A 12,964-nucleotide genomic window follows, 5' to 3' on the forward strand; every position below is an offset into this window, starting at 1 on the left:
CGCCGCCGTGGTGCCGGGCGCAATCGCCCGCGCAACCCACTCAGGCCGACGGCCCCAGCACCTCGTGCAGCTTTCCGCTGAACTCGCCCAGCGTAAATGGCTTGGCGATCATGCTCATGCCTTCGGCAAGAAACTCGCCGCGATCGCGCGCGGTTTCCGCATAGCCGGTCATGAAGATCACCGGCAGATCGCCGCGCGACTGCCGCGCGATCTCCGCCAGCTGGCGCCCGTTCAGTCCAGGCAGGCCCACATCGGTCACCAGCAGATCGATCCGCCGCGGCGAGGCCAGGATCGGCAGCGCCGCATCGGCATCGGCAACCACATCGGCCTGATAGCCCAACTCATTGAGCAGCTCGGTCACCAGCAGCCGCACCTGTTCGTCGTCTTCGACCACCAGCACTTGCTGGCCGCGCCCGGCCACCACCGCGCCGGCTTGCGGCTGCGGCGACACCGCCTGCGGATGGAGACCGGCCGGCAGATACAGGCTCACCGTGGTGCCCTTTCCCAGCTCGGATTCCACCCATACCTGCCCGTTGGACTGCTGCATGAAGCCGTAGATCATCGACATGCCCAGGCCGGTGCCCTGCCCGATCGGCTTGGTGGTGTAGAACGGTTCGAACACACGCTCCAGCACATCGGCCGGCATGCCGGCGCCGCTGTCGGTCACCGACACCACCGCGTAATTGCCCGGCGCCAGCGTCACCCCGCGCCCGAGTGCCAGCGGCTGCCCTTCGACCTGCAACTGCCGGGTGGCGATGCGCAACCGCCCGCCGTCGGGCATCGCATCGCGGGCATTGATCGCCAGGTTGAGCAGCGCGCTTTCCAGCTGGTTTTCGTCCACATACGCCTGCGGCAAGTCGGCCTGCAGGTCGGTGTCCAGGCGCACCGATTCGCCCAGCGTGCGCGCCAGCAACTCCTGCAGCGACACCACCAGATCGTTCAGATGCAGGTGCCGCGCTTCCAGCGATTGCCGGCGCGAAAACGCCAGCAGCCGCTGCGTCAGTGCAGCCGCGCGCAGGGCCGATGCCGACGCCACATCCAGGAAGCGGCCCAGCCCCTCGGTGCGACCCTGGTCGATGCGCAGGCGCGCCAGATCCAGCGCCGACAGGATGCCGGTCAGCATGTTGTTGAAGTCGTGCGCGATGCCGCCGGTCAGCTGGCCCACTGCTTCCATTTTCTGCGCCTGGCGCAATGCTGCCTCGCTGGACTCGCGCGCCAGCATCTGCTGCTGCAGCTCGGCGGTGCGCTCGGCCACCTTGATCTCGAGCAGACTGGCCTGCTGCTGGATCGATTCCAGCGCCAGCGCGCGCGCGGTGATGTCGGTGGCAAATACATGAAAGCCGTCCACCTTGCCGTCCGCATCCAGGCGCGGCATGTAGCGGATCTCCGCATCCCGCCGGCGCCCGTCGGCGTGCGGCCAACTCGCCTCCACCGTCAGCGCCTGCCCGGCCAACGCGGCTTCGATCCAGGCGCGACGCTCCTGCACCACCGCAGGTCCGACCACGTCCACCAAGGGCTGCCCGATCACTTCTGCAGGCGGGATGCCGATCCAGTCCTCGTACGAGCGGTTGGCAAAGCGGTACACCAGGTCCTTGTCGATGAAGGCGATCAGCACCGGCAGCGCATCGGTGACCCGGCGCAATTCGGCCTCGCTCGACATCAGTGCGGTCTTGCTTTCGGCCAACTGCGCCATCTGGTCGCGGATCACGAACTGCTTCTGGCGCGAGCGCAATGCAGTGGAAATGGCGCTCAGCAACGACGACGAACTCAGCGGCCGTTCCAGCTCGATGACATTGGTCACTTCCGGCGGCAGCGTGGCCTGCCGCCCGCCGTGGGCGCCGCGTGGTGCACGCAGCAGCACGAACGGAATATCCGACCAGGCAGCCTGGCTCTGCAGGATGTGCGAGAGCCGCTGCAGATCGCCGCCGACCGCTTCTTCGGTCAACACCACCACACCGGAGGCATCGAGCAGGTCGTCCGCCAGCGCTGCCAGCGAGCCATACACCCGGCGTGTCAGTCCGCGCTGGCCGACGATGCCGGCAATGCTTTCCGCATCGCGGCCGAATGGCGCGATGATGTGGACGATGGATCCATCCGGGTCACAGGTAGTCAAGGGGACGATCCAGCAATGGCGTATCGTCCCCGACGAAGTGCGGCGTACCGGTCAGCACGCCGTGGAATTTCTCCAGCGGCTCGCTCAGATGGATACCGCTCGTCCCGATGCGCAACTCGCGGATCGAATCCTCATGCGCGCCACTGCGGTTCTTGATCACCGACAAGGCCTTGCGGATGCGCCCCTGCGCCTCGAAGAAGCGGAACAGGATGACGGTATCGGCCATGTAGGAGATGTTGAGGTTGCCGGTGGACATCGTGCCGACCAGGCCATGCTGCGGATTGACCAGGAAGGTGGTCACGCCGCTCTGGTTGAGATAGGAAAGCAACTCGTGCATCTGCAGCATCAACTGCTTTTCCTGCGGCATCGAGGTGAGATAGCCGTTGAGGCTGTCGATCACCAGCAAGCGGCAATCGCGCTCTTCCACACTGGCGCGCACCGCCCAGGCGAACTCGCCCGGGGTCAGTTCGGCCGGATCCATCTGATGCAGTTCCAGCAGGCCCGCGTCCAGATACTTGCGCAGATCCATGCCCAGACTCTCGGCACGCGTCAGCAAGGTGCCGGTGCGCTCGTCGAACTCCAGGATGCAGCAATGCTCGCCGCGCTCGCAGGCGGCGGTGACGTACTGCAGCGCGATATTGGTCTTGCCCGACCCGGCAGGCCCGGTCAACAGCGTGCTGGTGCCGCGCAACGGCCCGCCGTGCAGCAGCGCATCGACCCGCTCAACGCCACTGGACACCGCATCGCCAATGAACGGCACGTGGTGATCGGAGGCGATCAGACGCGGATAGATCCGCATGCCGCCGGTGGTGATGGTGATGTCGTGATAGCCGGCGATGAAATCCACGCCACGCAATTTCTGCACCTGCATGCGCCGACGCGCCGCACCGAAATCCAGCGTCATGCGTTCCAGCGAAATCACCCCATGGCACAGGCTGTGCAGATGCGCGTCGCGTTCGCCATTCTCGCCGGTGAGGTCATCGACCAGAAACACGGTGATATTGCGCGGCGCAAAGAACTGCTTGAGCGCCAGCACCTGGCGCCGGTAGCGCAGCGAATCCTGTGCCAGCAGGCGCAACTCGGACAACGAATCGAAGACCACACGCGTCGGCTTGACCCGATCCACCTCGGCCTGGATCAGCTTGATGGTGCCGTCCAGCTCCATTTCCCACGGGTGCAGAATGGACTGCTGGCGTCCATCGCCCAGAAACGCTTCAGCCGAAGCGAGCTCGAAGATATGCAGCGCCTCCAGCGACCAGTCGTGCGAGGTGGCCACCTCGTTGAGCTCGTCGATGGTTTCCGACAAGGTCACGTACAGACAGCTCTCGCCCTTGGCCGCGCCATCGAGCAGGAACTGCAGCGACGCTGTGGTCTTGCCCGAGCCCGGCTGGCCTTCCAGCAGGTACAGGCGGTTGGGCGGCAGCCCGCCGCGCAAGATGGTGTCAAGCCCTGTCGTACCAGTCGTAATGCGGTTTGCGATCATCGGCTTCAGATTTCCCATGGACCTAAATTTATCACGGGCGCGTCATGCGCCGCTGCGCGCGCGTGAATCGATCAGCTTGCTTGGCGCGCCCTGCGCGCCTGCACTACCGGCATCGTGCCGTGATCGGTGCCGCGCTTTATGACAGTTCCGACACGTTCGTCACGCGCGCAGGCCTAGCGTTGCAGCTGAAGTGCATCGCGTGGTTGCGATCGCTCGAGGACTGCGGTGAATCACGCATCATGTAACGCCCGTATCTTGCTGGTCGAAGACGACGATGCCATTCGTGCGATGACCGCCGATATCCTGGGTGACGAGGGCTATCAGGTCACCGCTTCGGCCGACGCCGAGCAGGCGCTGGAGCAGCTCAACCGGTCGTGCCCGTTCGATCTGCTGCTTTCCGATATCTGCCTGCCCGGCATGAACGGGCGCGACCTTGCAGACAGCGCGCGCCGCCTGTATCCCGCATTGCCCATCGTGTTCATGACCGGCTACGCCGGCTCCATTGCCAAGCGCGCGGATTTTCTCGATACCGGCATGCGCCTGTTGACCAAGCCATTTTCCTTGCGTGACCTGCTCGGCATCGTGCGCACCGCGCTGTAGGCGCACCCAACCGCCCGCAACGTGCTCCACCTCCGCATCACGGCGCCTTGCGCTCCAGCAGTTGCGCCACACGGCGCTCCAGGTCCACCGCCAGGAATGGCTTGGTCAACACTTCCATGCCCTCATCCAGCTGCCCGGCGCCCACCGCCGCCGTTGCCGCATAACCGGTGACGAACAGCACCGGCAGTGTCGGCCGGTACTGCCGGCCCGCGTCGGCAACCTGACGTCCGTTCAACCCGCCGGTCAGGCCGACGTCGGTCACCAGCAGGTCGATCGCTTCCTGCGAACGCAGGCGCTCCACCGCCGCGCTGCCTTCGGCGGTCTCGATGACACGGTAGCCCGCTTCGCCCAGCACTTCGGACATCAGCACGCGGATCGCGGTTTCATCTTCCACCAGCAGCACCGTGCAGCTCTGCGCCGCCGAGTGCACCGGTTGCTCGCTCGCCGGCACCGTCTCGTCCTGCGGCAGCGCGCCGTTGAAGCGCGGCAGGTACAGCGCCATCGTAGTGCCCACGCCCACCTCCGAGTCGATCCGCACGTGCCCGCCGGACTGGCGGGTGAATCCGTAGATCATCGACAGCCCAAGACCGGTGCCCTGCCCGATCGGCTTGGTGGTGAAGAACGGCTCGAAGACCTTGGACATCACCTCGGCGCTCATGCCGGTGCCGGTGTCCTGCACGCTCAGGCACACGTACTCGCCAACCGGCAGGTCCAGCTGCTGGGCGGCTTCGGCCTCCAACACCCGGTTGGCGATACCGATGGTGAGCTCGCCGCCATCGGGCATCGCATCGCGCGCATTGATGCACAGGTTCAGCAGCGCGTTTTCCAGCTGTGGTGCATCCACCAGCACTTTCCAGGCATCGGGTGCGGGGCGCAGCCGCAAGGCAATCGACGGCCCCAGCGTGCGCGCGATGATGTCGTGCATGCCGTGCACCAGTGCCTGCACCTCCAGCGCGGTGGGCGCCAGGGTCTGCCGGCGCGAAAACGCCAGCAGCCGCTGGGTCAACGCGGTGGCGCGCGCGGCGCTGGATTGGGCCATCTCCACATAGCGTTCCAGGCGGTCGTACTTGCCCTGTTCGATCCGCGTCTGCAACAGCTCCAGGCCGACGCTGATCGCGGTCAGCAGATTGTTGAAGTCGTGCGCCAGCCCACCGGTCAGCTGGCCAACCGCCTCCATCTTCTGGCTCTGGCGCAGCTTCTCTTCGGCCAGCAGCAGCGCCGCGCTGCGTTCGCGCACACGCTCTTCCAGCGTTTCGGTCAGCTGGCGCAGCTGCTGTTCGGCCAGCCGCTTGTCGGTGATGTCGGCAGCGGTGCCGAACCACTCCACGATCTGCTCGCGCTCGTCCAGCAAGGGGATCGCGCGCATCAGGGTCCACCCCACCTGCTGATCGGCATCCAGCACGCGGTATTCCAGATCCAGCCCGGACTTGTTGACGATCGAATGCGCAATGGCTTCGGACAGCCGTGCGCGGTCGTCCGGGTGCACCATCTCCTGCTGCCAGTTCAGGCTCGACGAGAGCGCATCGCTCAGCGCGCCCTCGCCCACCAGCTGGCGAAGCTCGCGCCAATCGGCCGTGGCCGAAAAAATCGATTGCGAGGACGCGCGCACCAACGCATCCAGCCGGCGCTCGCTCTTGCGCAAGGCTTCGCTGGCCAGCCGCTCGGCGGTACGGTCGCGCAACACCTTGACAAAGCCGATCGCCGCACCGGTTTCGTCGCGCAGCACCATCAGCGAACCATTCGCCCAGAAGCGCTGGCCGGACTTGCGCACATGCCAGCGCTCGTCCATGCCGCTGCCGCTTTCCAGCGCCGCCGCTGCCTCGATCAGGATCTGCCGGCGCTCCACGTCTTCCGGGGTGAAGGTGCGCTCCAGCGTCTGGCCGAGCATCTCGGCCTCGCTCCAGCCCAGGATGCGCTGCGCGCCCTCGTTCCAGGACGTCACCAAGCCGTACAGGTCGGTGGCGATGATCGCGTAGTCCATCACGCTGTCCAGGATCTGCCGGTTGCGCACTTCGGCTTCGCGCACCGCGCGTTCCAGGCCGATGCGATCGGTGATGTCCAGGCCCTGCACGAAGACGCCGGAGACGGTGCCGTCGGCACCGGCGATCGGCTGGTAGACCAGGTCCAGCAGGCGCCGCTCCACCGCGCCGCCCGGCTCCACCTGCACGTTGTAGGCGAGCGCGTTGGCCGTGTAGGCGCGCCCGGACTGATACACCTCGTCCAGCAGACGCAGATGCCCCTGCTCGACCAGATCGGGCAAGGCCTCGGCCAGGGGCTTGCCGATCACGTCGCGGTGGCCGATCAGGCGCGAATAGCACGGGTTGGCAAACTCCACCCGATGCTGCGGACCGCTCAGGAACGCCATGAACATCGGCGCCTGCTCGAACAAGCGGATCAGCCGTTCGTGTTCATCGGCAAGCCGGTTCTGCGCCACCTTGCGGGCGGTCACTTCGTTGGTCACGCAAAACGCGCCGCCCACGCGTCCATCGTCCAGATAAATCGGCGAGAACGAGAACGTCCACCAGGTGTCTTCCGGCGTGCCGTAGCGGTTCATGCCGATCGGCACTTCATCGAAGCGCGAGGCGCGCCCCGCGAACGCGGCCTCGATCGGCGCACGCACGGCCTCCCAGGCATCGGCCCACAAGTCCCGCAACGGCGCACCCAGGGCGTGCGGCTGCCGCGGCCCCAGGATGGGCGCATACGCATCGTTGTAGAAAAAGGTCAGCGCATCGCCCCACACCACATACATGCTTTCCGGCGAGCTGAGCATCAGGCTGACGGCATTGCGCAACGGCGACGGCCACTGCGTGGTCGGCCCTAGCGAGGTTGCGGCCCAGTCGTATGCGCGCACGGCCTGGGCCATGGCGCTCTGGCCATAAGGAAACGGCGCGCTCATGCGGCGCCCGGGCGTGCTGCCGTCCAGCGGCAGGCGTCATGCATGCAGCGCGCAACGCGGTGTGCGGCCAGCTTACCAGTCACCCAAACAAGCATCTTTGACAAAACCATTGAAGAGGAATCAGGGGCCAACGCCGCGCATCGCCGGCCGGCAGGGTCGGACATGCCGGCCTGACCTGCCAGCGCAACGCCCTCCGGCATCGCCGTCGGCACAGCGCGCAGCGTGCAGCGCCCGCCTACGTTACAACACCCAGGTGGCTGACGTGACCCGACTGCGCGCCGCCCACCGCACCGCGCGCGTCGCTGCCCGGCATGCTTGGCTGGGAGACCTCGCCATGGCGCGCAAGCAGTGCCCCGTGGCGCGGGTGCCCGGATAAAATCGCCAGCTGGCCCAAAAGGCGTGGCACGGTAACGCAGATGCAGGATCGCGACGTACTCATTCACCCCCTGGCCGCGGTAGCACCGGGGTATCTGGCCAACCATGCTGCGCGGGTCTTCAATCGCCTAGTGGATGCGCAACTGCGGCCGCACGGCATGTCGCTGGCACTGATCGGGCCGATCATGCTGCTGTCCTGGAAAGGGCCGATGCTGCAACGCGACCTGGTGATCGCCTCGGCCGTGAAGCAGCCGGCAATGGTGGCCCTGCTGGACAAGCTGGAGGGCCTGAAGCTGATCAAGCGCGCCCCAACGCCGCAAGACCGCCGCGCCGCGGTGGTGTCGCTCACGCCTGCCGGGCGCAGGATCGCCGAGATCGGCGGCAGGATCCTGACCGATCTGAATGCCGATGCGCTGAAAGACTTCTCCCCCGAGGAGGCGCAGCAGACCGTCGCGTTCATGCAGCGCCTGATCGCCAACCTGGAGCAGCGCGACCAGGGCATGTAATATCACCTCTGATATTAATTCTTCGGGTGATCTGTCATGCCGCGTCGCATCCTCATCACCGGCGCAAGTGTCGCCGGCAACACCGTGGCGTGGGCACTGGCCCAACAAGGCCTTGAGGTCACCGTCGTCGAGCAGGCTGAACAGTTTCGCGATGGCGGCCAGAACATCGACGTGCGCGGCGTCGGCCGCGAGGTCCTGCGGCGCATGGGCCTGGAGCAGGCCGCACTCGACCACGGCACCGGCGAGGAAGGCACCGCCTGGGTCGACGAACACGGCCACGCGGCGGCGACCTTCAAGACTGACGACATCGACGGCGATGGCCCGACCGCGGAACTGGAAATCCTGCGTGGCGACCTCGCCCGCCTGCTCTATGCGGCCGCCCGCCAGCACGTGGAGTATCGGTTCGGCGACCGCATCGCCAGCATCGCCGACGACGGCAATGCCGCCACCGTCCACTTCCAGAGCGGGCACAGCGAGCGCTTCGATGCCGTCATCGTCGCCGAAGGAGTCGGCTCGGCCACGCGCGAGCTGCTGTTTCCCGGCGAGAACGCGCCGCGCTGGATGGATCTGACCATCGCCTACTTCACCATCGCACGCACCGCCGACGATGACCGCCTGTGGCGCTGGTATCACACCACCGGCGGGCGCAGCATCTCCTTGCGCCCGGACCGGCACGGCACCACGCGCGCCATGCTCTCGCTGCAGAAAGCCTCAGAGGGCGAACAGGACTGGGACGTGGCGACCCAAAAGGCCTACTTGCGCGAACGTTTAGCCGACGCCGGCTGGCAGGCGGCGCGGGTGCTGGACGGCATGGACAGCACCGAGGATTTCTACTTCGACGCCTTGCGGCAGGTCCGCATGCCGCGCTGGCACGCCGGCCGTGTCGTGCTCACCGGCGACGCGGCCTGGTGCGCAACCCCGCTGGCCGGCATCGGCGCCACCCTGGCGGTCACCGGCGGCTATGTCCTGGCCAACGAGATCGCACGCGCCGCAACGCTGGAACAGGCGTTTGCCGCCTACGCCGCGGCCATGCGGCCGATGGTCGACCAAGGCCAGGGCGTGCCGAAGATCGGCCCACGGCTGATGAATCCGCACAGCCGGCTTGGCATCCAGCTGTTGCACGGCGCACTGAAATTCGCCAGCCAACCCAGCATCCAGAACATCGCCACCAAGCTGATGACGCCGTCGATGCAGGCGCCGGACCTGTCGCACTACGACTGAACCAAATGGATCAGTGGCTGCGCTGCCATGGCGGCAGTGCGCGTGCTGAGCTCCACACCGGCCATCGGCCGCAGTTCCCTTGCAGCGGCCGCCTCCCCGCGCCACCCCTCATCGAGCTGGATCGGCGTATCTCCTGAGGCTGAGAGGCGCCGCAGCGCGTCACTTCGGCCATGCCCGCCGCTTGCGACCTCGCCCGCCCTGGACCGGCGCCAGCGCGAGGCCAACCGTGGATGAATCCCTCCGGCCAGACGGTTTCATTTCCGATGGCCGAAGCCGCTAACGAACAGGTCGAGACATCCTTCGTGCAGCGGCAACGCTGCCGGCCCCATCGGTGTCCCGGGCGCATCGCCTCCCAGCTGTTGCTGGGATTCTCCCCGCTCTTCCGCTCGCCGGATCACCGATCGAACTTCCCATGCCCCTGCTTTCGAATCTGCGTATCGGTCAGCGCCTGGCCCTCGGCTTCCTCGCGATCATTGTCCTGATGGTGCTCCTCACCATCGTCGGCATCCAGCGCGTGCGCAGCATCGACCAGCAGCTCACCGCCATCAACGAAGTGAACAGCGTCAAGCAACGCTATGCGATCAATTTCCGCGGCAGCGTGCACGACCGCGCGATCGCCCTGCGCGATGTCGTGCTGCTGGACGACCCGGCAGACCGGCACACGGCAGAGCAATCGATCGACAAGCTCGCCGCGGACTACGCCCGCTCCGCCAAGCCGCTGGACGACATGATCGCGGCCTCCACGGACGCGGAAGAAAAGGCCATCCTGCAGCGGATCAAGGCCATCGAGCAGCGCACCATGCCGTTGATCGCGCAGGTGCGTGCGTTCCGCAATGGCGCCGACAAGCCGCATGCCGAGCAACGCCTGCTGCAGCAGGCGCGCCCTGCCTTCGTCGCCTGGCTGGCCAGCATCAACGCCTTCATCGACCTGCAGGAAGCCAAGAACCGCGCGGCTGCCAAGGATGCGGTCACCACTGCGCGCGGCTTTGCGATGCTGATGGTGGTCTCTACCGTCATCGCCCTGCTGCTGGGCGCAACGATTGCGTTGTTGCTGACCCGCAGCGTGGTGCTGCCGTTGCGGCAATCGCTGCGGCTGGCCGAACGCATCAATGACGGCGACCTGCGCAGCCAGGACCTGCCCACCGGCAAGGACGAATCCGGCCAGCTGCTGCGCGCCATGCAGCAGATGCAGCGCCGCCTGCAGGATGTGATCTCCGCCCAACGCAGCATGGCGGCCCGCCACGATGCCGGCGAGATCAGCTACCGCACCGACGCCCAGCAGTTCCCCGGTGAATACGGGCACATGGTGCAGGACACCAACGCCCTGGTGCATGCGCACGTGCAGACCCAGCTGCGCATGACCGAGGTCATGGGCAGCTATGCCATCGGCGACCTGGCACCGGAAATCGAGCAATACCCCGGCGAAAAGGCCGCCATCACCGCCACCATGCAGCAGGTCAAGCAGAACCTGCGCGCCATCAACGCGCAGATCCAGCAGCTCACCCAGGCTGCATGCGCCGGCAACTTCGCGCTGCGCGGCCAGCCGGAAAAGTTCGAGCACGACTTCCGCCTCATGGTCGAAAACCTCAACACCATGATGGCCACCTCCGATACCAACCTGGCCAGGTTTTCAGACCTGCTGCGGTGCATCGCCGATGGCGACCTGACCGTGCGTATGACCGGCAACTTCCACGGCGTGTTCGCCTCCATGCGCGACGATGCCAACAGCACCGTGCATCGCCTGACCGACATCGTCACGCACATCCAGACCACCTCCAACAGCATCGGCTTTGCCACCGAAGACATCGCCAGCGGCAACCAGGAACTGTCCCGCCGCAGCGAACAGCAGGCCGCCAGCCTGGAAGAAACCGCCGCCTCGATGGAAGAGCTGACCTCCACCGTCAAGCAGAATGCCGAGCACGCCGGCCGTGCCAATCAGCTCGCGCTGGGCGCCGCCGCCATCGCCTCGGAAGGGCGCGACGTGGTCGGCCAGGTCATCGAACAGATGTCCGGCATCGAGGCCTCGTCCAGGCGTATCGCCGACATCATCTCGGTCATCGACGGCATCGCCTTCCAGACCAACATCCTCGCCCTCAATGCCGCCGTCGAGGCCGCACGCGCCGGCGAACAAGGCCGCGGTTTTGCCGTGGTGGCCTCGGAAGTGCGCACCCTCTCGCACCGCTCATCGGACGCCGCCAAGGAGATCAAACGCCTGATCGACGACTCCGTGCAACGCGTCGCCGACGGTGCAACGTTGGTGCACAAGGCCGGCACCACCATGGGCGAGGTCGTCACCAGCGTCCAGCACGTCACCGACATCATGGGCCACATCTCCGCCGCCTCGCTGGAACAGGCCGGCGGCATCGAACAGGTCAACCGGACCATCGCCCAGATGGACGAAACCACCCAACAAAACGTCAGCCTGGTCGAAGCGGCAAGCACCGCCGCACGTTCGCTGGAAGCGCATTCGACGCAACTGACGCGGGCGGTCGAGGTGTTCAAGGTCAATGCGTCGGTGATCTAACCGGGCGGATAGCGTGGCCTGCCGCCGGTCCGGACCAGAGCCGACGTGCAGCGATTGGTGATCGGCCAACCTGCGCCGCCCGGCGCCGGATGGCCGCTCGGGTAAAGGGGGAAAACGACAACGGCAATCGCACGGGGATGCCGGGACGAGGTGGATCGGCCGCTGATGCGCTGGTTCATGACATCCCGGCTCGCCGGGTCACACAGTGCCGTTGCCAGGTGCACAGATCAGTCGGCCCGCCTTCGCTGCCAGCGCTCGCACACTGCTGGCGCCTGCGCGAGAGCACCACGGCGAAGTGACGCCACATCGCCGTGATGTGATTGCTACCCAGGTGCAGCTCGCCGAACATCAGCTTTTATTTGGACAACATGCGAGCATGACCGCCATGCAACGTATCCGCCTCTTCCGCAGACCAATACTTGTAGCGCTTCTGGCCGTTTCACTTGCCGGATGCGCGGCAGCTGGCTCCATCACTGCACGGCCCATCGAAGGCCCGGTACGGCTGGGAGACATCGCGGCGGTCGATGGCCCCAGGGTACGTCCCGACCGCGTCATCGAAGACAGCCGTTGCCCGGCCGAGGTGCAGTGCGTCGTGGCGGGCCGGTTGATCGTCAGGGCAACCGTGCTCGGCGGGGGCTGGTCCAAACAGATCGATCTCACGCTTGGCGTGCCGGTGGCTGTGGCCGATGGCCAGTTGACGTTGGTCGACGCCACTGCTCCACCAGCAGACTCGGCAACGGCCTCCGCATCCGACATGCGCTTCACCTTCCGCTTTCAGGGTGGCCGTTAATCACACTACTTCAGACCCTCGGCGATGCAGCACGAACACGGGGTCCTGCAGGTGCCAGCACGTCATCCAGCGCTGCTCGTAGCCGTTGAACCGAGGCATATGCCTGCTCTCGCGTTGCAAAGCTCGAGAATCCCATGAGCAAACCGCCCGTCGATGAGGGCCGGATTCGCCACCTGCTCAATGCCTGAAGTGGCAGTCCGTGGGATTGGGCGGCCTGCGCCAGCAACGCATCACGTTGCCCTGTCGCGGGATAGGCCAGCACCTGGAGTCCGCCTGCCTGGGGCTGGATCGCCATGCGGGAACCAAAGATATCGGTGAGCGCATCGACCAGATAGCTGAGCCTCTGACTGTAGAGCGCGCGCATCTTGCGCAAGTGACGGGAGAAGTGCCCTTGCTCCATGAACTCGGCGACCGTGGCCTGTGAAACGAAGGATCCCACGCCGCCAAGCTGCCTGG

The 12,964-nt window shown here is 66.1% G+C and carries 9 protein-coding genes; 5 read left to right on the top strand and 4 right to left on the bottom strand.

All coding sequences use genetic code 11. The features are described 5' to 3' along the window. Positions 1–40 precede the first annotated feature (40 nt). Both EO141_RS18935 and EO141_RS18940 read right to left on the bottom strand, forming a co-directional pair. A complete protein-coding gene (locus tag EO141_RS18935; RefSeq protein ID WP_104582849.1) occupies positions 41–2,113 on the bottom strand; it encodes a PAS domain-containing sensor histidine kinase in 2,073 nt (690 codons plus the stop codon). Further along, complete coding sequence (locus tag EO141_RS18940; protein WP_104582848.1) at positions 2,100–3,614, bottom strand: ATPase domain-containing protein; 1,515 nt, start codon at positions 3,612–3,614, stop codon at positions 2,100–2,102. Before EO141_RS18940 ends, EO141_RS18935 begins: the two co-directional genes overlap by 14 nt. A gap of 237 nt (positions 3,615–3,851) precedes the next feature. Here EO141_RS18940 and EO141_RS18945 point away from each other — a divergent pair, with 237 nt between their 5' ends. Next, a complete protein-coding gene (locus EO141_RS18945; RefSeq protein ID WP_127169954.1) occupies positions 3,852–4,196 on the top strand; it encodes a response regulator in 345 nt (114 codons plus the stop codon). 37 nt (positions 4,197–4,233) lie between these two features. Here the strand turns inward: EO141_RS18945 and EO141_RS18950 are convergent, their stop codons facing one another. Continuing rightward, positions 4,234–7,092, bottom strand: a complete 2,859-nt coding sequence (locus EO141_RS18950; protein WP_119128374.1) for a PAS domain-containing protein — start codon at positions 7,090–7,092, stop codon at positions 4,234–4,236. A gap of 416 nt (positions 7,093–7,508) precedes the next feature. On the opposite strand from EO141_RS18950, the gene EO141_RS18955 reads away from it, so the two are divergent. The 4 genes from EO141_RS18955 to EO141_RS18970 all read left to right on the top strand — a co-directional run bounded on the left by EO141_RS18955 (position 7,509) and on the right by EO141_RS18970 (position 12,508). After that, a complete protein-coding gene (locus EO141_RS18955) occupies positions 7,509–7,973 on the top strand; it encodes a MarR family winged helix-turn-helix transcriptional regulator (protein WP_104582845.1) in 465 nt (154 codons plus the stop codon). Positions 7,974–8,009: 36 nt separating this feature from the next. Next, complete coding sequence (locus EO141_RS18960) at positions 8,010–9,194, top strand: FAD-dependent monooxygenase (RefSeq protein ID WP_127169955.1); 1,185 nt, start codon at positions 8,010–8,012, stop codon at positions 9,192–9,194. 412 nt (positions 9,195–9,606) lie between these two features. After that, positions 9,607–11,718, top strand: a complete 2,112-nt coding sequence (locus tag EO141_RS18965) for a methyl-accepting chemotaxis protein (RefSeq protein WP_127169956.1) — start codon at positions 9,607–9,609, stop codon at positions 11,716–11,718. A gap of 385 nt (positions 11,719–12,103) precedes the next feature. Further along, positions 12,104–12,508 carry a hypothetical protein gene (locus tag EO141_RS18970; RefSeq protein ID WP_127170006.1) on the top strand — a complete coding sequence of 135 codons (405 nt, stop codon included), beginning with the start codon at positions 12,104–12,106 and terminating at the stop codon, positions 12,506–12,508. 10 nt (positions 12,509–12,518) lie between these two features. Here the strand turns inward: EO141_RS18970 and EO141_RS18975 are convergent, their stop codons facing one another. Beyond that, positions 12,519–12,947, bottom strand: coding sequence for a hypothetical protein (locus EO141_RS18975; protein ID WP_206514824.1), 429 nt, complete (start codon positions 12,945–12,947; stop codon positions 12,519–12,521). Positions 12,948–12,964: the final 17 nt, after the last annotated feature.

The sequence above is a fragment of the Xanthomonas sp. BRIP62415 genome (assembly GCF_003993515.1).
Classification (GTDB): domain Bacteria; phylum Pseudomonadota; class Gammaproteobacteria; order Xanthomonadales; family Xanthomonadaceae; genus Xanthomonas; species Xanthomonas euroxanthea.

Excerpts from the sequence above, each read along its gene's own strand:
- EO141_RS18960 (WP_127169955.1), top strand. The coding sequence starts at position 8,010 with ATGCCGCGTCGCATCCTCATCACCGGCGCAAGTGTCGCCGGCAACACC.
- EO141_RS18955 (WP_104582845.1), top strand. The coding sequence starts at position 7,509 with ATGCAGGATCGCGACGTACTCATTCACCCCCTGGCCGCGGTAGCACCG.
- EO141_RS18965 (WP_127169956.1), top strand. The coding sequence starts at position 9,607 with ATGCCCCTGCTTTCGAATCTGCGTATCGGTCAGCGCCTGGCCCTCGGC.
- EO141_RS18970 (WP_127170006.1), top strand. The coding sequence starts at position 12,104 with ATGCAACGTATCCGCCTCTTCCGCAGACCAATACTTGTAGCGCTTCTG.
- EO141_RS18950 (WP_119128374.1), bottom strand. The coding sequence starts at position 7,092 with ATGAGCGCGCCGTTTCCTTATGGCCAGAGCGCCATGGCCCAGGCCGTG.
- EO141_RS18940 (WP_104582848.1), bottom strand. The coding sequence starts at position 3,614 with ATGGGAAATCTGAAGCCGATGATCGCAAACCGCATTACGACTGGTACG.